Raw genomic sequence first — 20387 nt, 5'->3', positions numbered from 1 at the left:
TGTGGACTTAGGAGGCTTTTTTGTTATTCAGAAATTAATCCAAGGAACATTGGGTCTGGATTCCTGGGGGTCTAAAACTGCTCTTTGCTGACGTCTTACGAAGGCATTGAGCGCATCTGTTCCGGTCAATTTCGCTTTTTTGGAAGCACCGCCGCTATGTTTGGCTTTCCCTGACTTGTTCGTGCGAATATCGATTTCTACGACTTCATCTTTGTCGCTTTCTTTCGTAAGTTCATGCGTATGAACTTGCGGCATCATTGGCGACTCGAAAGGCGCTTGATAGTGAGCTCCGGCATAAGGGATTCCATATGGACCCGGTTGAAAAGCAAACGGATTATGCCCGGATTGCCCCATGTCAAAAGGAGATCCTTGCGGATATAAGTCGGGCATGTAAGGCATATTCGGCATCGACGGCATCGTGTTCATGTCAGCCATGTTCGGCATCCATGGCATTGTGTTCATGTCAGCCATGTTTGGCATCGACGGCATTGTGTTCATATCAGCTATGTTCGGCATCGATGGTATCGTGTTCATATCAGCCATGTTCGGCATCCATGGCATCGTGTTCATGTCAGCCACATTCGGCATCGATGGCATTGTGTTCATGTCAGCCACATTCGGCATCGATGGTATTGTGTTCATGTCAGCCATGTACGGCATTGATGGCATGCCGTGATGGTAGCCATGATGCTGCCCTTCCCATGGATTTCCTAATGGGTTAGCAGCAAATCCTTCTGGTCCTGTCATCCATGGCTGCTCCATGATGGCAGGGCCCCCACAGCCGCACCCCTCGTTGCTCACAGGGAATGTGGGCATCTGAGTATGATGAGGCGCTTGTTCCCACGGCTGCTGTTGATACGGCATAAATGCCGGATGCGCCGCTGCTTCTTGCTGGTTCGCCTCCGGATAAGCGAATACTTCCGTCGCAGTAATATGAAACTGCTTGAAAGGATGAGTGGCTGGCTGCTCGTAAGGTTCTTGCAGCGCAATATCCTCTGGCTCTCCACTTGGCACTTCAGGCATCAAAGTCTGCTCTGGGGCAGGTGCAGGAACAGTAGGCATTGGTTGCATTGGCATTGGTTGCATTGCCTCTGGCATCGTTTCTTCCGGAGCCGGGATATATGGCGGCGGGCTTGCATCGCTTGGCGTCGTCGGCTGTGCCTCCGGCATATGATCGAAAGGCATCGTCGACGCTTTTGGAGGGGAATGATGCGTCGTGTCCGCAGCTCCATGATGCATTTTGGGAACAAAAACAACTTCCCCTGTCATAAGTACGTTGGGATTCTTCAGCTGCGGATTAGCCCCAATCATCGCCTGTAGAGGTACATCCCAGGCTTTTCCAAGCTTCCATAAGCTGTCTCCCTGCTGAACAATGTGCTTGTAAACGAACTCTGACGCAGGCGGATCGACCGGCTTCGGTTTGGAAGGGATTTTCACCTTCATGCCGATGTCCAGCACATTGGGGTCTGCAATTTGCGGATTGAATGCAATGATCTGATCCAATGTACTATGATATTTTTTTGCGAGTTCGTACAGGGTATCTCCCTTTTTGACAATATGGATTTTCAACACCTTACCTCCTTTTTTCGTTAGAAAAAACTGGCTTTGGAAGCTTATTCACAAGCAATTTTTCATAAACCCTGCTAGCTAAGCCACCTACATATTCACAATGATATTACATCTTATGCACGTTTCTAGGCTTTTGCCCCTTTCGGACAAAAAAAATCCCCCGCGCTGGAGAGCGGGAGGATCTTTGAGTTAATTCGTATAGGGATAGCTAGGATAACAGCCTAATATGCGCACCTGACACCCAATCGCTTCAATTTCTTGAATCGCAGACGGGAGCAGAACGGAGTCCAAGGATCCCGCTATATCAATGTAAAAATAATAAGTGCCCAGTTTTTTCTTCGTTGGCTTGGACTCAATTTTGGAAAGATTGATTCTCCGCCAAGCGAAGGCTGAGAGCACCTGGTGAAGAGCGCCCGGATAATCTTCCGGCAGCGTGACGAGAATCGTCGTCTTCATGTCCTCCGAGGGTTTCAGCTCGGAAGCTTCCTTGCCGACCAGCAAGAAACGTGTCATGTTGTCTTTGTGGTCCTGGATTTCTTTTTGCAGCATAGGCACGCCATAGTTCGTAGAAGCAATGGCCGTTCCGATGGCAGCAACCGAAGGATCCTGAAGAGAAGAAACAATCCGTACTCCTTCTGCCGTAGAACTGACTTGTTCAAATTCCGCTCCGCTTAAATATTGCTTCATAAAACGGCTGCACTGTGCAGGCACGACGTGATGAGACAGCACCTTGCGGATATATCCAAAAGGATTCGAATCATCCGTTCTCCCCTCAGGACCAGGGTACCCAATGAGATTCATATCGATGGGAAACACCCACTCCGCCCGAATCGGAAGATCCACTTCATGAACAAGCCAGTCCACATGCAGATGGACGGAGCCTTCAAGTGTATTTTCGATGGGGATAACGCCCAGATCCGTTTCACCGGACGATGTTGCGTTGAAGACTTCGGAAATTAACTTATAAGAAACATAGGTAAAGTCCTCGCCCAAAAAATGACGGGTAGCCTCTTCCGAAAAAGTGCTCGGTCCAAGAATCGCGACTCGCTTCATGCATGAACCTCCTTGTCTACGAAGGACTGGAGATCCCCGTCGTTTTCCTGCAGCGCAGTCGTTGTTACACCTTCACAGCTTGGCTTTAACCACAACGTCTGTGCCTCGATACCTTCCTTAGCCAGCGTCTCTTTCAAAAACCCTTCCAGCTCCGCCTTGCGGCCGCTTCGCTGGTCCACCAGCGCTAGCATGGTTGGGCCCGCTCCGCTTAGTGCAACCCCAAGCGCGCCGTGATTCTCGGCTTGCTCGAGCAGCGTCTTCATGCCGGGAATAAGAGGCGCGCGATACGGCTGATGCAGCGCGTCCTTCATGGCATGGCGGATCATCCCCAGGTTGCCTGTGATTAGCGCGGCAACAAGCAGCGATGAGTGGCTGAGGTTGAACACCGCATCCTTCATGGCTACCTGCTTCGGCATAACGCCTCTCGCCTTCTCTGTAGCCAATTGGAAAGCTGGAATCGCCACCAGCACCTCCAGGTTCGGGTCCGGCTCGATCCGGATGGATTCCGCCTTCTCTCCGTCCCAGAACGCAACCACGATGCCGCCAAAAAGGCTCGCCCCTACATTGTCAGGATGCTTCTCCAGGCGGCTTGCAATTTGGAACAGCTCATATTCTGTGAGCTTATTGCCAATCAGTGCATTGGCTCCGGCCAGAGCGCCAACAATCGCCGACGCGCTGCTGCCCAGTCCGCGGGTTAGCGGAATATCGCTGTACATCGAGATAGACAGCTCCGGGTGGGAAACGCCCGCTTCTTGAAATACCATTTGCGCAACTTTATAAATGAGATTCGTCTTGTCCGTTGGAATCCCGTGCATTTGATCACCGATCAAATCAATCGTGGTTTGCTCCGAGATGGCCATATCAATCCAGGCATATAAATTCAAGGCCATCCCCAGTGAGTCAAAGCCAGGACCTAAGTTTGCCGTACTTGCCGGCACTTTCACTCTTACCTTTTGCACTGCCTTATAACTCATTTCGAAATTGCGCCTCTTTTCAATAGATTAGCCTTCAACGCGGTAGACGCTTTTGATGGCGTGGATAACGTCCATGGATTCAAACTGCTTCAGCACATTTTTCATGCTGGCTTGGTTGGCGTCATGCGTAATGATGATAATTTCAGCTTTCGGGTTGTGTTTGTTGGGATGCTGGAAGACAGACTCCAAACTGACTTCATGCTCAGCAAAAATTTGTGTAATTTGCGCAAGCACACCAGCTTTATCTTCAACGTGCAAAAGAATGAAGTTTTTGCATGCGATTTGCTCATCCGTTTTCAGCTTCTTCTCTTTGTAAGGAGCAAGCACCCTGCGCCCACTCACACCAAGCTTCAAGTTCTGGACAACGGCAACTAAATCCGCTACAACAGATGTGGCTGTAGGCAGTTCGCCTGCGCCGGCTCCGTAGAACATTGTCTCGCCAACCGCTTCGCCCGTCACGTACACGGCATTGAACACGCCATTTACGGAAGCAAGCGGGTGAGAGCTCTTCACCATCGTAGGCTGAACACTTACGGAGATATGTCCGTCATGATTTTCAGCAATACCAAGCAGCTTCACTTCGTATCCTAATTTCTTGCCGTATTGAATGTCTTCTTTTGTTACTTTAGAAATTCCTTTTGCTTCGACATCGCTAAGGCTAACATTGGCATGGAAACCAAGTGTGGAAAGAATCGTCATCTTGCGGGCAGCGTCAAGTCCTTCAACATCGGACGTCGGGTCAGCCTCTGCATAACCAAGCGCTTGGGCTTCTTTCAGCACATCCGCGTAAGCAGCGCCTTCTTGGCTCATTTTGGTTAAAATATAGTTCGTTGTTCCGTTAACAATCCCCATGATCTTCGTAATACGGTCAGAGGAGAAGCCCTCTACGAGTGCACGGATGATCGGAATACCGCCGGCAACACTTGCTTCATAGAAAACATCACAGCCGTGCTCAGCTGCTTTCGCCAAAATTTCAGCGCCGTGCATCGCCATGAGATCCTTATTCGCCGTCACAATGTGCTTTCCGTTGCCCAGAGCCGTTAGAATATGATCTTTCGTAGCGGAAACGCCGCCCATCACTTCAACAACGACATCAATTTCGCTATCGCTGATAACATCCCAAACATTCTCCGTCAGCTTGTCCGCGTCTACGGAAATGTTGCGAAGCTTTGATTTATCTTGCACCAAAATTTTGGCAATTTCGATCGCAGAGCCTGTCTGACGGTGTAAATCCTCTTGATGTCCTTCAATAATACGTACGACACCTGTTCCTACTGTGCCTAGTCCCAGTAATCCAACCTTGATCGGTTTCATTTCATTTGTCCTCCCGAATAGTAGTATGTTTATCTTAACTGCCCTGACCGATAATCACGGCACGCTTAACTCCTTCTTGCGACTGCAGCCGGTCCAAAATCTGACGAATCTCTTCCCCCATCGTTGAGGTTTCAACAGAAATGACGACATTGGCCATCCCTTGCAGCGGAATCGTCTGATGAATAGTAAGCACATTCCCTTCCAAATTAGCGATAAGCGCAAGAACGCGGGACAAAATCCCCGACCGATGCTCCAAATCCATCGAAATCGTTACGATACGCTCTCTTTCCAGCTTATTTAGCGAATGAATGCCATCCTTGTACTTATAAAAAGCGCTGCGGCTGAGCCCAACCTGTTCCACGGCATCATGAATCGTCTTCACTTCACCCCGAGCGAGCAGCTCTTTGGCCTGCACTGTCTTCAGTACACCTTCTGGCAAAATATCTTCCCGGACTAAGTAGTACCTCTCAGGACCGGTGTGCTTGATCGTTTGTAGAAACTCTTTGCTTTCCGGCACGACCTTACCGTCCTCTCTAGAAAGACTATTGTTTACCTATAGAGGACATTATATCGAATCACGAGGTCTGAAGCAATAGGCAAATTGCTCTGAAACTACCTTCTTTGCAGGAGCTAGTTTACTTGTGCTAAGCTGAGTGTACTAGAAAAAGAAAGGGATCGCCACCATGATTACATTGCGTATGATGTCTACCGCTCTCCTATGGAACAGCCGGAATGAATTGCTTATGATGAAACGCTCTTTAACGCGCACACTGTCCCCTGGGCTGTGGGCCGCTATCGGGGGCCATTTAGAACCAGATGAACTAAACAACCCGCGTGCCGCGTGCTTACGTGAAATATGGGAGGAAACTGGCATAGAACACGATGAAATCCAAGGACTTCGCTTGCAGTATATTTTACTGCGTCTAAATGGACAAGAAGTTCGGCAGCAGTTTTTCTACGTCGGCTCCACCGATGTGAATCCCCGTATCACCACCCCTGAAGGTGAGCTGCACTGGGTTCCGAAAGATCTTGTTCTAGAACGTCCTCTTCCATTTATTTTCCGCAATTTGCTGGAGCATTATTTAGTTGCTGGACCTACAACAACCCCCTGGATCGGTTCTGCTGGCGTAAGTGAACAAAGCAATTTACCTACCATTCATTGGCATCCATTTGTTGATCCTATGGAAGTATAAAAAAAAGCAGACTTCGATTTCGAAGTCTGCTTTTTGAATTTTAAAGTGCGCTGCCGCCATATAAGAAACGGTATTCCCAGTGACGATTTTCAAAGGAATCAATGCGAACTCCGCCGCTTTCCTTGGAATACGTCGATAAAATCTGCCCATTGCCTAAGTATATGGCCACGTGTGAGATCGTTTGTTTCGATTTATCGATACCGCTGTAATTTGACTTGCTTGTCCCTTTGTAATCCATGAAGAACATGAGATCGCCAGGTTTCAAATCATGCCAATCGGTTTTGGCGTTACCGAGTGATTTCACATAACTCCCTTGCCCTCTGGAGTCACTTGGCAATTTCAACCCAATACCGTCCAAGAAAGCTTGACGAACGAAGTCAGAGCAATCAAACGTGTTGGTATTATCACGGCTAGAGCCATATTCATAAGGTGTTCCTAAATATTTTTTGCCGGCCGCAATCACTTTTTGCGCTTTTTCACTGGCGGTTCCGCCGCTTGTACCACCGTTATTGTTTGAATCTCCCGGCGATGTTACGCCTGAAGTTTTAATGTACTTGGAATCCGTGCTTACATACCCTTCCTGGCCATCGGACGCTCTTACTTTGTACCAATAACTGTTCACTTTGGACAAAATGGTCACTTTCTCGCCTGCCTTCAAGTAACGAATACGGGCAGCATCCGTACTTGCACCTTGGCGGAAACTGACGGAGCTTACAATTTGTCCCGTTGACGTTGAACCGCTGTTATTATCGGAACCATCCGGCGTTGTCACGCTAGACGTTTTTATGTATTTGGAGTCGGTGCTTACATATCCTTCCTTGCCATCGGATGCTCTTACTTTGTACCAATAGCTATTCACTTTGGACAAGATGGTTACTTTCTCGCCTGCCTTCAAGTAGCGAATACGTGCAGCATCCGTGCTTGCACCTTGACGGAAACTGACGGAGCTTACGATTTGACCAGTTGTGGTCGTCGTAGCGGCCGAAGCTTCTTTGGCCATAGGAACGGTAACTGCGCCGAAAATAAGTGCTGGAACCAGCGCTAGGGTGAGTATTTGTTTTTTCATGTTGTATGCCTCCTTAGCGTTCTGCTTTTCACGTTGTGCATCGACTTTCGTGATCTTGCTTGTGCCAGGTTGTCCGGCACCGAAAGCGTTGCCTCTTATATCATTTCGCAGGGGGGAGCTTGTTTCAGAGGGTAGAGATAAAAAAAAGACCATCTTTGCCGAATTAACCGCAAAATGGTCTTTTTATCCAATTTTTGAAGAGGAATCATTGTGAGGATAGTCTTGCAGTGTGAAACGCTGACTCTGATCCACCCATTTCTGCATCACCTTCTGAGCTTCTCTCCTTTGCAACAAAGATTCCGCTAATTGAAAGCCTTCCTCATAACTTCCCACCTTATCGAACCACGTCAATCTCAATCCAGCATTAAAAATAACGTGATCACGCTCCCGCTTCAGCTCTTCGGTATTCTCACCGCCGATAATTCGGCGCAGCGACGAGAGCTGTTCAGCCTTCTCCATGGGCTGCAGGGGGCCGCTCAGAAAACCGAATTTCTGCGGTTCCACCACGCGCGACTCGTCTCCCCAAGGGGTAACGATGCGGATTGTGCTGTTTTGGTAAATCGGCAAATCTTCAGAGCCCTCGATACCGTTCACCAGATAAATACTTTGTACGCCGGATCTCATAGAGATGGGAATGAGCGACTCCATCGTTTTCCGCTGATTGACGCCAATAATCATATTCATGGACTGTACAGGATTCATCACTTTCTCAATCATATCGATAACCGTTCGCAGCCCTATCTGTTCACGAACCTGTTTCAACTTTCCAAGCGGTGGACAGAGTTGATCAGTATGCAGGAAGCCAATGTGCAAGTGAAACAGCATGGTTTCCCAAGCTTTGGCCGATAAATCCATGGCAACGCCGAAGCTTTCCAAAATTTCTTGCATGGCTGTTCCCTGCCTTGACGGGAGAGAATCTCCTCCGTGCAGCACTTGGGAGAAACCTACTGAGGCAAGCAAGAGACTAACAGGTAGTGTAACGGGAAAAAATTGACGCCCTTCCGTAGGGCCTGCACAATTAAGCGAATCCGCAAATGGATGATAAGGTTGAGCATAGCTGTGAAAAACGTCAATAAACGCCCTCATCTCTTCATCAGCTTCACCTTTCATACATAGCGCCATCAAGAAAGCTGCACATTGCGCGTCGGTAGAATTTCCTCTGGCCATTTCATGCGCTGCTTCCAAAGCTTCTTCGTACGTGAGATCGCGCGTGGTTCCCTGCTGGCCCGAACCGATCGCTTGAATCCATCTTTTCATCGTTCATCCTCCTTCCTATTAGAGCTCCAGCTCTTAAATCAATGTCATGTTTAATAACATAAAAATTGCTTTTATAAGGAAATCGTAATACTTTCCAATTTATATGTCAAGTATTGTGACATTAATCAGGGCACGCCACAACAAAAAAACACCCATCCCAAAGGATGAGTGTTCCCATTAGCCTTTTTCATCAAACTCAAAATCAAAATCACCGATCTGAATCGTCTGTCCATGCACAGCACCCCTGCTGCGCAAATCTTGATCAATCCCCATGTTCCGCAAAATGCGGGCGAATCGCGCGACGCCATCCTGCGTGCTGAAGTTCGTACGTTTGATCAACTTGTCAATCGAAGGGCTCTCGATCACGAAGACATCGTTTACGCGACGAATCGTGTAATCATTCTCTTCTTGTTTCTCGAAGCGATACACCTTACGCTCTTCTTTCTCTGCTACGCCTTCCACTTCAGGCGCTTGCGGAATGCTCTCTACGATGTCAGAAATCTTATAGAGAAGCTCCTGCACGCCGCCACGGGTTAAAGCCGAGATTGGATACACCTCAAACTCTTTGCCATCAGCAGCAAGCTGTTCCTTGAACAAAGCAAGATTGTCCTCGGACTCCGGCATGTCCATTTTATTAGCAACAACGATTTGCGGACGCTGCTCCAATTTAGCGTTATAGAGCTTTATTTCCTCATTGATCATCAGGAAATCTTGATAAGGATCGCGTCCATCCGCTGCGGACATGTCCACGACATGCACGATAACCCGCGTCCGTTCCACATGACGCAGGAACTCATGCCCAAGGCCTACGCCTTCGTGCGCGCCTTCGATCAAACCGGGAAGGTCCGCCATAACGAAGCTGCGTCCATCACCGACATCGACAACCCCAAGATTCGGGGTAAGGGTTGTAAAGTGGTACGCTGCGATCTTGGGCTTCGCGGCAGAAACAACCGACAACAGCGTAGATTTCCCTACGCTAGGGAAACCAACTAGGCCGACGTCCGCCATCACTTTCATCTCCAGCACAACCCAGCGCTCTACACCTTCCTCACCGTTCTCGGCAATCTCCGGCGCTGTGATGCGCTGTGTGACGAAACGCGTGTTGCCCCGGCCGCCCCGGCCGCCTTTGGCCACAACGACTTCCTGGCCATGGCGCGTCAAGTCTGCGATGATTTCTTGCGTATCATCGTCAATCACGGTTGTGCCCGGCGGGATGCGAACGATCATGTCCTCCGCGTTAGCGCCGTGCATGGATTTATTGCGGCCCTTCTCGCCGCGATCCGCCTTAAAATGCTTCTGATAGCGGAAATCCATCAGGGTACGCAGACCCTCGTCGACGCGAAAAATCACATCGCCGCCATTGCCTCCGTCACCGCCGGCTGGACCGCCTTCCGGTACATATTTCTCGCGCCGAAATGCAACTAAACCATCGCCGCCGTCGCCGCCTTTTACAAAAACCTTCGCTTTATCTACAAACATTTCTACACCTCAACTAAGATAGGACTTTGGTCAATGAAAGTCCAAGATCCCTCTATTATGTAAGAAACGGCAGTCGTACCGTGATAACCGCTTCTTCCTCTTGCCAATCGCTATTCTCAAGTGAAGATGAATGGGCATGGGAGCGTAACATTTCCTTCACTGCGCTTTCCAGCTGGTCCCTGCGATAAGGACCTTGATATACGAAATCAAGCAGTAAGCCATCTTCTTGAAGCTCGAATTCCAAGCTTAGTTTGCCGCTCTCACCGTCACTTGTTGCCGCATGCGCCTGCACGCATTCAGCCGTTTGCCTGACTAATCTCTCAATTAGCCCGCTTCGCAAAGGAAGCTGTCCCAAATTTATCTCTTCGTCTAAGGCGACTTCGAGCTCTAAGGACTTTGACTGCACTCGGAACAACAGCAAGTAAGCAATTAAAGAGGGGATACCCAGCTTGGATAGATTGCTTTCCTGCTGCATAGTCATTTTTATTTTTTCCATATAAGGCTGTAAATTATCAAACTTCTTCAACTGAATATAACCAAATAAAATCTGGGTATCGTTCATCCAATCATGGCGCAATCGGTTGATGACCTGTATCAAATTCCTCTGAGCAAGCTCTTCCTGCTCCTGAAGTTCTTGGTGCTGTTTCTCTTGAACGCTGCTTGTCTGCAATTTAAAAGCCGTGTAACCACTGATGACGATGATTAGGAGTATTGCCACCCTGACAATCCAGGGTTCTAGAAATAACATTCCCGTTAACCCAATGAGCACAAGTGCCAATAAATAAGCCTGTGCGCTGCTCACTCGTTTCATTCCTCGTCCGCTCCGTTCTCCCTGCTTTGTAACCGTTTATCCAGTATAGCATGGCCATCTTGCAAACGTCACCAAACAAATGAGAAAACCTCTGCCCTTGGCCATCCATAATGACTGACCGCGATTAGAGGTTATCTTCATATGAGGAAAAAATCCCTGACGGGCTTATCGCTCGCCAGGGATTCTCATTACGCTTCTAGAGCTGCAGCCACAGGAGCTACATCAACTGGGTATACACTCACTTTTTTGCGATCGCGGCCAAGACGCTCGAATTTCACTACGCCTGGTACTAAAGCGAAAAGCGTATCATCCGAACCAATGCCCACGTTCGTTCCTGGGTGAATTTTCGTACCGCGTTGGCGATAGAGAATGCTTCCTGCAGTTACGGTTTGACCGTCTGCACGTTTAGCGCCAAGGCGCTTAGAGTGGGAGTCACGTCCGTTCTTTGTGGAACCTACACCCTTCTTGGAAGCGAAAAACTGGAGATCCAATTTCAACATGATGTTATCCTCCTTTGTTATAGATTGTTTTAATCGTTATATAGTCACCGTAATTGTCTGCAATGGTTTCTAGCATGACGACCATCGATTCCAGAATCACTTGAATCTGGCTCCATTTCTCCGGTACAGTCCGTGCGCTGTCTGGTATCGTAATATCCATAAAGCCGCGTTCCATCTCGTGAATAGGAATGACTCCCGTTAAGGATTCAATCGAATTATATGTACCGAACGTTACCGCCGATACTGCAGCACAGACTAAGTCTTTGCCTGGTACGTCAAATTCAGCATGGCCTTCCACTACAAAAGATACAATTTGAGGTGAATCCGGTACTAGACGCTTTATGGTCACGTAGATCATAAGCTCGCCTCTTACGCTTGGATTTTCTCAACTACAACTCTTGTGTATGGTTGACGATGACCTTGCTTTTTGTGGTAGTTCTTTTTCGGTTTGTACTTATACACGATAACTTTCGCGCCTTTGCCGTGTTTCTCCACTTTCGCGGAAACTGCAGCACCGGATACCAATGGAGCACCTACAACTACGCCGCTCTCTTTGGATACCATAAGCACACGATCAAAAGAAACAACTTCACCTTCAGCTGCGTTCAATTTCTCGATGTAAAGAACATCGCCCTCTTGAACTTTGTACTGTTTACCACCTGTTTCAATAATTGCGTACATTTTCATGACCTCCTCATGTCTCAGACTCGCCTTGTCCAGGTGACGGTCCGGATGAATATCCAACCGTGCTTCAACCCGTTTCGTGCGGTTACAGCATGCCTAAACAACACACTCCGAGTATTATATCACAGAAACATTTTGATATGCAATGTTTTATTTGCGTTTTCGCGTCATTTCCAGCAAGCCTAGCTTCGTCCAGCCAACGATGATCGTTTTGGAACGATCCTTGCGCACAGCCTGCGTAATGTTCTCCATAACCGCCGCGCGGTTGACTTCCGAAATCATATCAATAAAATCAACGATAATAATGCCTCTAATATTCCGCAGGCGCAGAAGCCTTGGAATCTCACTTGCCGCTTCACGATTAATATCCGTGACTGTTTGCTCCAAATTAATCGATCCGGTATATCTGCCTGTGTTCACATCAATAACCGTCAGCGCTTCGGTCTGATCAATAATCAAGTAGCCGCCGCTCGGCAGCCATATCTTCCTTCTAAAGCTTACATTCAACTCTTCCGTTACGCCAAAATGATCGAACAGCGGAGTCTTCCGGTCGTAGAAAGCGATTCGCCCCCGCCAACTCGGGTGCTGCTTGCGAAGCAGCTGTCTCATCTCTTCGAACACTTTGGAATCATTAAGCCAAACTTCGTTCACTTCCGAAGTGATCACGTCACGGGCTAGGCGCGGCAAGAGATCCAGATCTTGATAAAGCTGCGCAGGAGCCTCTGCGCCTTGTGCTTTGGACTGAATCATCTGCCACAATTCACGCAAATTTTGCAAATCGTCGCGGATCGCTTCTTCGCTTTGGCCAAGAGAACCCGTCCGAAGGATAACCCCTTCGCCAGGGAGCAAATTGCCTTCGGCCAGCTGCTTGAGGCGCTGTCTTTCAACTTCCAGGTCAATTTTACGGGAAATTGCGATGTAGTCGGCACCTGGCATATACACAATCCAGCGGCCAGGAATTGAAACATGCGTCGTTACTCTTGCGCCTTTCGTGCCTTGCGGGTCTTTGGATACTTGTACCATAAGCAATTGCCCAACTTCAGCAAGCTCCGTTATTGAGGGTTTAATCTTAGGTTGCTTGTCCAAATGGACAGGGAGGAGATCGTCTATATAAAGAAAGGCATTTTTCGCAAGTCCAATATCGACAAATGCCGCCTGCATGCCGGGAAGTACGTTGACGATGCGACCCATGTAGATGCTGCCTGCTCGTTGGGAATCAAGCGGATACTGCGAATCATACTCAACAAGGCGACCTTCTTCCAGCAATGCCGCTTGTGTAAGCTCCGGTGCGCAGTGAATTATAAGTTGCTTCATACACGTTCACCTCACCAGTTATTTTACATGAAAAGATCGGAAACTGCACTCCCCGGTTTTTTTCCATCCAAATAACCGCTCACCAACTGCTGTTCAGGCAATATAGCTTGAATGCGTCCGGCCTCGTTGACAATGTAAATTAAATGGTATTTTTCCCGCATAAAAAGCTTCAACGTATCGGCCATTGTCCGATGTTTCGTTATGACAATCGGCTGCGCCAGAGTACCGCGACTCAGCAGCAGGCTTACCCGGCTCCCGCGGCCAATCAGAAAGCGAAAAAAGTGATACGGCAGCTGCCGGTACGCATACCAATTTGACACTAGCAGAAAAATGCCGATCACTAATATATTCAGCGGCAGCTGACCGCTAATCAGCTGTAGAATGGCCATCACAATGATGCCAAGACTTAAGAACATCGATATCCAAACCGAATATAAAATCGTGTTATGGTACGACAATAAATACCCAAGTAAGGACTGCATCACTTTTCCGCCATCCAGCGGCATGACCGGAAGCAGGTTGAACAGACAGATCATGATGTTAGCTTCAATAAAGTAATCCCACCAACTCGCGGTCCCAACCTCCAGCCACTTCATAAGAAGCGCCAGAATAATCAGCCATACGTGCTGCAGCGGCCCCGCTAAAGCAACCACGAGTTCCTCCCAGGTCGGTACACTTCCTAGCTCATCAACAACAAGCACGCCGCCGAAAGGGAGCAATTGAACCTCCCGCACCCGCCAGCCGAAGCCGTTAGCAGCAGCTAGATGACCGAGTTCATGAACGAGAACGATACCGAATAAGGTAATCGCTTCTAGAAAATAGCCCGTCAAAGCAGAGCCTATTAGAACAAGTGTAAATAAAGGGTGAAACCGATAGGTTGTTCCGGCCAATTTAATCAAAGGAGATCACATCCGTTGGGTTCACAGGGCGGCCATCTCTCGTAAACGCAACATAAAGTGTGCCTTTGGCCGGATCTTTCTTAGAGGCTTTGCCGACGAGTTCTCCTACCTTCATCCAATCTCCTGTTTCAACGCTAACCTCGCTTAACCCCCCATACAGGGACTGCATTCCTCCTGGATGGCGGATGATAACCGTTGTACCCGTTTCAGCCGAAACCCCGGAGAAAACGACTTGTCCCGTGTCCAGCGCATAGACAGGCGCATACTCCGCCGTATTTAGCGTGACGCCAAGTTGGTTGGTCCCATCGAACGGCTTAATGATACTCCCTTTTACAGGGGCATACAGGGTCCGCTTAGAGGTACTTACCTTTACGGCTTCGTCCCCTACGCGATTAAAGCTCGGAATAAAGGACGGCGAGCCACCGAATTGATTCGTATACCAAGTCGATAAGGCGTTGAAATCATAAGACTGTGTTAACGAAGCCGCAACGAACTGCTTACCTTTATCCGCCCATGGCTGATTCAACTGAAACATGCCGTACAGAGAGGCAAATAGCACACAGCTAACTAACAGCTTGACCGCTATTTTGCGTGGTGAAGGAGGCGCAAACAGCCCTCTCTCTCCATCTTCCGGTGGTCCGCCGCCGCTTAGCGTCTTGTCCATCAATATTTTTTGCTGCCAAGCATATTCGGGATCTTCCATACGCCTTTTCCAGTCCGCATCCACATAAAGCGGAAGCTCCACCTGCTGCTGCCGTGGCGGCGGCACAGGCGCATGTTCCATCACTCTGGTTGCTCTCTCCGGACTTCCCTTGACGTTCGCATGCTCCGATGATTCGCGCAAATGGCGAAGCCGTTCCAATCGCCTTTGTTTCACTTTATCTTTGACTTCCATGGAAGCCCCTCCCAAACGTTTTCCTCACGGAAAACAATCTTCATATCGCTGTATTCACAATTCTCGCATAGTACAGCCTATGAGAAGAAGGACAAGATTATGTGATAATCCGCAGGGAAACGCCTACGATCGGACAGAAAAAAGCCCCTGGCTGAACGCCAGGGACTTATCCTTTTTAAAACAATTCCGGTTCACGATCCTGATGGAGCTTAACACTCATCACCAGGCCAAGCGACAGCATGTTGATCAAAAGCGAGGTTCCCCCATAACTAACGAATGGCAAGGTGATCCCCGTTAATGGCATAATGCCGATCATCATGCCCACATTTTCAAAAATTTGAAAGACGAACATAGAGACAACGCCAACCACGATATAGGCTCCGCTAAGCTGAGTGCTTTGAATGGAGATCAGAATCATGCGGTAGATAAGCAAGAAATAGATGAGCAGCAGAACGGCAGAACCTCTAAAGCCGAATTCTTCCCCCACCACGACAAAGATGGAATCCGAATATGCAAAAGGAATGAAGTTACTGTGGACAGAAGTACCCTTGAGATAGCCTTCCCCTTCAAGACCGCCTGAACCGATTGCTCGAATCGCATTTTTCACTTGATAACTATCATCTTCCGTTACATCTTGCGGGTATAGGTAGGTGTCGATACGGTCCATCCAGTGGCTGAAGCCGTACGCTTTGAGTGTTTCAAACAAACTTGTATGAAACGTCTTATAAAGGGTGAGCAGCAGGAAACCCAGCCCTGCAAAGATAACGACGCTCAATAAAACGTGCGTGTATTTGATGTTCCCGATCCAAAGCATACCGAGCAGGATAATAACGAAGATGATCGCATTCCCCAAGTCCGGCTGAATCAAGACGAGAATAAACGGAAGCAGAACAGCCGCGCATACAGGGATCAGATCGTTTTTGATTTGCAGCAGCTCGCCGCCGCGTTTGGCCAGTAGCGCTGTCACACAAATGATCAAAATCAGCTTCACAAGTTCCGCCGGTTGGAAGGTCAGGCCTCCCGGAAGTTCAAACCAGCCGCGCGCTCCGTGAATTTTTTTACCGAAAAAATAAACGGCCACCAAAGATACGATACCGATACCGTACAAGACTGGAGCAATCCGTATGAGTACACGATAATCAAAAAGGCTGCAGGCTAGAAAGGCAAGTAATCCAACGGCATAGAGAATAAGAATTTTGGATATCGAGATGACAATCGACGGATGATCCACGGACGCACTGTAGACCGTCATTGTGCTGATAACCATGAAGGCGAACAAAATAACAACAATAGGAATGTCGATGTTTTTCAGTTTTGCGAGCACAGCAAGATCATCCTATTCCGATAAACTTTTTCATACGTTTGACCCAGCCAGTCTTGTCTTCGAGCTGCATGAGAGGCACCGTGTCGCCCAAGATCCGGCGAGCCACGTTTCGATAAGCAATCGCAGCGCGGGACGATGGGTTCATCACGGTCGGCTCACCTGCATTGGCCGCCTTAATGACATGTTCGTCATCTGGCACAATGCCGAGCAGATCGATGGCTAGCACTGAGCAGATTTCGTCAATATCCAGCATCTCGCCTTTTTTCATCATCATTGGGCGAATCCGGTTAATGATGAGCTTCGGCGAAGAAATTTTCTCATTCTCCAGCAGTCCGATAATGCGATCGGCATCCCGTACAGCAGCGTTCTCCGGAGTCGTTACAACGATCGCTTTGTCAGCGCCCGCTACCGCATTTTTGAAGCCTTGCTCAATGCCTGCGGGGCAGTCTATGATGACGAATTCAAAGTCTTTTTTTAGATCAAGAATAATATCTTTGACTTGCTCCGGCGATACCGCATGCTTGTCCTTCGTCTGAGCGGCAGGCAGCAGATACAGTTCTTCGAAGCGCTTATCTTTGATTAAGGCTTGTGGTAAACGGCAGCGTCCTTCCGCGACATCCACAAGGTCATAAATGATTCGGTTCTCGAGTCCCATGACGACATCCAAATTGCGCAGGCCAATATCGGTGTCCACCATGCATACTTTTTTCCCTAAAAGCGCCAATGCTGTTCCAAGATTTGCTGAAGTCGTTGTTTTGCCAACGCCGCCTTTTCCCGAAGTAACAACGATTGCCTCTCCCATATGTTCTCACCCCACGCGCTATTTTCTATAACGTATATAAGTCTATAATTTCAAATTCGAATCAGGAGAAATCCGATGAAGCTGATGAAGCTTATCGATTTCCATTTTACCATCTTTCACATAAGCAAACTCCATAAAAGCCTCTTCAATGCCCCATTCATCCGGAGAACGACTAATAATTCCAGCGATCCGCAATTGGGTCGGACGCATATGAGAAGCGGCAATAATCGCCTTATCATCGCCGTCAATCCCGGCATGCGCCATTCCGCGAAGCGAGCCCATAATGTAAATGTTCCCGGTAGAGGTAATTGTTCCGCCTGGATTAACATCGCCTAAATAAAGTAAATCCCCCTCATGATGGAGGGTTTGTCCCGAACGAATCATGCCTCTTAGCGTTGACATTCTTGCAGCAGGTTCTACGACTACTTCCTTCCGAGGTTCGCTTTCGATCGATTGAATTAGCAGATTGCCCTTTTGCTTAATGACAGATCTGATTTCTTCTTTCTGCTCCTCGGTTGCTTCCCTGCTGCCTAATTTAACGTGCACATGAATAATCGGTCCGGTCAGTATTTGCTGATGGGTTTTCTCCAGCTTATGCTGCAGCTCTTTCAGCAAATCTTGCCACTCACATGCATCGTTTAGTAAAAAAACAAGGCCATCCTTGACCCCTTTTATCATCACATGGTGCTTAGCTACAGACATAATTGAATGACGACCTCCCAACCTATACATTTCGGCTCTTGTCGTGGATTCTCCTGCTAACCGCCTGGAAAATTAATCTTCGGTATTCGCAGGTACGATCCGCTTTCCTTCGAGCAGCTTGCGAATCGGTACGTAGCAAATCAAGGCGAAAAGCAAATTAAACAGCACGCTTGGGAGCATGTAATGGGTGAGAGCAAATTTCAGTTCAATATCAATAAGCTTAAACAAATGGTTAATGCCAAAATCGATGAACTCAAACAACAGCAGACCGACGCCTATAATGAGCAGATTATAAAAGATGAGGTTAGGCTGCCTGCGCTGCGCCAGTCCCGCCAAATACCCGGTGAGTCCCATCCCGAAGGAATACACGCCGAGCATCGCCCCATAATAGTTAAAATCGTGCAGCAGACCGAACAAAAGCCCATAAATCAGTGCAGAATGTCGATGATGGAAAAGTCCGATGAACAAGATAAAGACCAGTGTAAAATGGGGGGTAACATGAACGCTGCTTTGCCACGCAGATGGGATCAGCCAAACCACAATGGAGCCTTGCAGGATAAACAAGCCTAATAGAATGAGCCACAGCAAATGTCGAGTCACGTAACGGCTCACCTCATTTCACTTCCGGAACTTCGACGACGAACACTTCGCGAATACGGTTAAACGAAGCTTTGGGCTTCACCATAACTTTGTAGGTGATTCCGAATTCCCCTGGACCTATGGAAGAGATCGTCCCTACTTCAATTCCCTTAGGGAATACTTGCCCCAAGCCTGATGTAATAATCGTATCCCCGACTTTCATGTCGTCCGCATGTTCCACCTTATTCATCACGAGTTCCCCTGTGTTGCTGTCATAAGACTCAATCATGCCGAACGGCTGGCTCGCATTGCCTTTCACAGTAACCGCTATCGCTTTGGAGTTGTTGTCGGAATCCGTGATTTCTTTCAACAGCTGCACATTGGAATGAAAGCCGAACACTTTACTCACTCTGCCAACTAATCCGTCGACCGTCATAACCGCCATATTCTCTTTGATGCCGTCCTTGTCGCCTAAATTAATCGTCACTGTACTGTTGTACGGATCATTATCCACCGTAACAACCTCGGCAATCCGATACGTGTATGCGTTGGCTTGACGCTGTCGTTCTGTAAAGCCCAGGGCTTCCATCAGCCGTTTATTTTGCGATTCCAGATCGTTCAGACGTTGGGTGTCTCGCGCATACTGCGTCAAGGTCAGCTTCAGCGCCTTATTTTCTTCATAGATGACTCTAAGCTGCCGAATGTCTTCAAAGAAACCCGCTACCTGCGCAGCGGGCTTGTAGAAGAGTCCTTGCGTCCACGATACCGAGTCTTTGAGGAATTTCTCCGGCCATGTCATCGGTCCCCGGTTTCCCAGCGTTAATCCCATCAATATAAAGAAGCAGACTAAACCGAACATCAGGAAAATCAGCCTCTTGTTTCCCATGAATTTGAACAAAATGAGCACCTTCTAACGAATTCTTGACGAATATTAACGCTTATAGCGCGAACCTGAACCTGATTTATTTTTAAATAAATGAATATTTTCCAAGGCGCGGCCTGTCCCAATCGCTACGCAATCGAGCGGATTCTCTGCAACCAGAACGGGCATGCCGGTTTCTCTGGCAAGTAAGCGATCCAAGTTGCGCAGCAAACCGCCACCGCCGGTTAACACAATCCCGCGGTCCATAATATCCGCTGACAGTTCGGGCGGACACTTCTCTAACGTAACTTTCACAGCTTCAACAATCGCATTTACCGTATCCGTCAATGACTCTGTGATCTCATCAGAGGTTACGCTCATTGTCTTCGGCAGACCGGAAACAAGGTCACGTCCACGGATTTCCAGTGTTTCCGGCTGTTCCATTGGCAGCGCAGAACCGATCTCCATCTTGAGTGTCTCCGATGTGCGTTCCCCAATCATCAGATTGTATGTACGTTTAATGTATTGAATGATGGCCTCGTCCATTTCATCCCCGGCAATTCGGATGGAACGGCTCGTAACAATGCCCCCAAGTGAGATGACCGCTACTTCCGTGGTTCCCCCTCCGATATCAACAACCATGCTACCCGTTGGTTCCCACACGGGAAGATCTGCGCCGATCGCTGCCGCAAACGGCTCTTCAATCGTATAGGCTTCGCGCGCTCCGGCTTGTTTCGTTGCGTCTTCCACCGCACGTTTCTCTACGGCCGTGATGCCAGAAGGCACACAAACCATCACATTAGGGTGACGTTGGAATAACCAGCGCTGTTTTTGAGCCTGTCTCAAAAAGTAGCGAATCATGGTTGACGTTGTTTCAAAATCAGCAATAACGCCATCTTTCATTGGGCGAATCGCACGAATGTTGCCTGGCGTGCGGCCGATCATTTTTTTGGCTGCGTCCCCAACAGCCTCGATTGTTTTCGTATCCGTACGTAGAGCAACCACCGATGGTTCTCTAACGATTATTCCTCTGCCTTTTACATAAACCAGTGTATTCGCTGTACCTAAATCAATTCCCAGATCTTTCGTAAAGCCTCCAAACATGGCAGT

Annotated in this window: 22 protein-coding genes and 1 other annotated feature; of the genes, 1 reads left to right on the top strand and 21 read right to left on the bottom strand. The window is 48.4% G+C overall.

What is annotated here, in order from left to right:
• Window positions 1–27 precede the first annotated feature (27 nt).
• The 5 genes from AC3WTJ_RS01095 to AC3WTJ_RS01075 form a co-directional block, all read right to left on the bottom strand.
• Complete coding sequence (locus AC3WTJ_RS01095; RefSeq protein WP_492520186.1) at window positions 28–1569, bottom strand: LysM peptidoglycan-binding domain-containing protein; 1542 nt, start codon at window positions 1567–1569, stop codon at window positions 28–30.
• Window positions 1570–1758: 189 nt separating this feature from the next.
• Window positions 1759–2622, bottom strand: a complete 864-nt coding sequence (pheA, locus tag AC3WTJ_RS01090) for a prephenate dehydratase (protein WP_492520185.1) — start codon at window positions 2620–2622, stop codon at window positions 1759–1761.
• Window positions 2619–3596 (bottom strand): homoserine kinase, encoded by a 978-nt coding sequence (gene thrB / locus AC3WTJ_RS01085; RefSeq protein ID WP_492520184.1) that lies wholly within the window; start codon window positions 3594–3596, stop codon window positions 2619–2621. The genes pheA and thrB overlap by 4 nt, the downstream gene beginning before the upstream one ends.
• Before the next feature lie 27 nt (window positions 3597–3623).
• Window positions 3624–4910, bottom strand: coding sequence for a homoserine dehydrogenase (locus AC3WTJ_RS01080; protein WP_127455320.1), 1287 nt, complete (start codon window positions 4908–4910; stop codon window positions 3624–3626).
• A gap of 34 nt (window positions 4911–4944) precedes the next feature.
• A complete protein-coding gene (locus AC3WTJ_RS01075; protein WP_407869193.1) occupies window positions 4945–5427 on the bottom strand; it encodes an ACT domain-containing protein in 483 nt (160 codons plus the stop codon).
• Between the two features lie 166 nt (window positions 5428–5593).
• On the opposite strand from AC3WTJ_RS01075, the gene AC3WTJ_RS01070 reads away from it, so the two are divergent.
• Window positions 5594–6103 (top strand): NUDIX hydrolase, encoded by a 510-nt coding sequence (locus tag AC3WTJ_RS01070; RefSeq protein ID WP_157319205.1) that lies wholly within the window; start codon window positions 5594–5596, stop codon window positions 6101–6103.
• A gap of 40 nt (window positions 6104–6143) precedes the next feature.
• Here AC3WTJ_RS01070 and AC3WTJ_RS01065 read toward each other — a convergent pair whose 3' ends face one another.
• From AC3WTJ_RS01065 to AC3WTJ_RS00990, 16 genes are all read right to left on the bottom strand, one after another.
• A complete protein-coding gene (locus AC3WTJ_RS01065; protein ID WP_407869195.1) occupies window positions 6144–7169 on the bottom strand; it encodes a C40 family peptidase in 1026 nt (341 codons plus the stop codon).
• 183 nt (window positions 7170–7352) lie between these two features.
• Window positions 7353–8426, bottom strand: coding sequence for an anthranilate phosphoribosyltransferase (locus AC3WTJ_RS01060; protein ID WP_492520183.1), 1074 nt, complete (start codon window positions 8424–8426; stop codon window positions 7353–7355).
• 177 nt (window positions 8427–8603) lie between these two features.
• Complete coding sequence (gene obgE, locus AC3WTJ_RS01055) at window positions 8604–9905, bottom strand: GTPase ObgE (protein ID WP_127455316.1); 1302 nt, start codon at window positions 9903–9905, stop codon at window positions 8604–8606.
• Window positions 9906–9960: 55 nt separating this feature from the next.
• Complete coding sequence (locus AC3WTJ_RS01050) at window positions 9961–10716, bottom strand: Spo0B domain-containing protein (RefSeq protein ID WP_492520182.1); 756 nt, start codon at window positions 10714–10716, stop codon at window positions 9961–9963.
• A gap of 188 nt (window positions 10717–10904) precedes the next feature.
• A complete protein-coding gene (gene rpmA / locus AC3WTJ_RS01045; protein ID WP_127455314.1) occupies window positions 10905–11216 on the bottom strand; it encodes a 50S ribosomal protein L27 in 312 nt (103 codons plus the stop codon).
• A gap of 4 nt (window positions 11217–11220) precedes the next feature.
• Window positions 11221–11574 (bottom strand): ribosomal-processing cysteine protease Prp, encoded by a 354-nt coding sequence (locus AC3WTJ_RS01040; protein WP_127455313.1) that lies wholly within the window; start codon window positions 11572–11574, stop codon window positions 11221–11223.
• 11 nt (window positions 11575–11585) lie between these two features.
• Window positions 11586–11897 (bottom strand): 50S ribosomal protein L21, encoded by a 312-nt coding sequence (rplU, locus tag AC3WTJ_RS01035; RefSeq protein WP_127455312.1) that lies wholly within the window; start codon window positions 11895–11897, stop codon window positions 11586–11588.
• 12 nt (window positions 11898–11909) lie between these two features.
• Window positions 11910–11997: a sequence feature (ribosomal protein L21 leader region), on the bottom strand.
• Between the two features lie 53 nt (window positions 11998–12050).
• The gene (locus AC3WTJ_RS01030) at window positions 12051–13214 is read right to left on the bottom strand and encodes an Rne/Rng family ribonuclease (RefSeq protein ID WP_127455311.1); all 1164 of its coding nucleotides are present in this window, start codon (window positions 13212–13214) and stop codon (window positions 12051–12053) included.
• A gap of 23 nt (window positions 13215–13237) precedes the next feature.
• On the bottom strand, window positions 13238–14113 hold the full coding sequence (locus AC3WTJ_RS01025; protein WP_492520181.1) for a M50 family metallopeptidase: 876 nt from the start codon (window positions 14111–14113) through the stop codon (window positions 13238–13240).
• Window positions 14106–15008, bottom strand: a complete 903-nt coding sequence (locus AC3WTJ_RS01020; RefSeq protein WP_492520180.1) for a peptidoglycan DD-metalloendopeptidase family protein — start codon at window positions 15006–15008, stop codon at window positions 14106–14108. The genes AC3WTJ_RS01025 and AC3WTJ_RS01020 overlap by 8 nt, the downstream gene beginning before the upstream one ends.
• A 175-nt stretch (window positions 15009–15183) precedes the next feature.
• The gene (locus AC3WTJ_RS01015) at window positions 15184–16332 is read right to left on the bottom strand and encodes an FtsW/RodA/SpoVE family cell cycle protein (RefSeq protein ID WP_181646267.1); all 1149 of its coding nucleotides are present in this window, start codon (window positions 16330–16332) and stop codon (window positions 15184–15186) included.
• A gap of 7 nt (window positions 16333–16339) precedes the next feature.
• The gene (gene minD, locus AC3WTJ_RS01010; protein ID WP_127455307.1) at window positions 16340–17134 is read right to left on the bottom strand and encodes a septum site-determining protein MinD; all 795 of its coding nucleotides are present in this window, start codon (window positions 17132–17134) and stop codon (window positions 16340–16342) included.
• 42 nt (window positions 17135–17176) lie between these two features.
• Window positions 17177–17836 (bottom strand): septum site-determining protein MinC, encoded by a 660-nt coding sequence (gene minC / locus AC3WTJ_RS01005; RefSeq protein WP_157319213.1) that lies wholly within the window; start codon window positions 17834–17836, stop codon window positions 17177–17179.
• A gap of 72 nt (window positions 17837–17908) precedes the next feature.
• Entirely contained in the window at window positions 17909–18436 is a 528-nt protein-coding gene (mreD, locus tag AC3WTJ_RS01000; RefSeq protein WP_127455305.1) for a rod shape-determining protein MreD, read from the bottom strand.
• Between the two features lie 13 nt (window positions 18437–18449).
• Complete coding sequence (gene mreC, locus AC3WTJ_RS00995; protein WP_492520179.1) at window positions 18450–19313, bottom strand: rod shape-determining protein MreC; 864 nt, start codon at window positions 19311–19313, stop codon at window positions 18450–18452.
• Between the two features lie 33 nt (window positions 19314–19346).
• Entirely contained in the window at window positions 19347–20381 is a 1035-nt protein-coding gene (locus AC3WTJ_RS00990) for a rod shape-determining protein (RefSeq protein WP_127455304.1), read from the bottom strand.
• Window positions 20382–20387: the final 6 nt, after the last annotated feature.

It is taken from the genome of Paenibacillus sp. FW101-FHT12H11, from assembly GCF_058790355.1.
The sequence above is the reverse complement of the archived record's forward strand: the minus strand, read 5'-3'. Positions and strand labels throughout refer to the sequence as shown.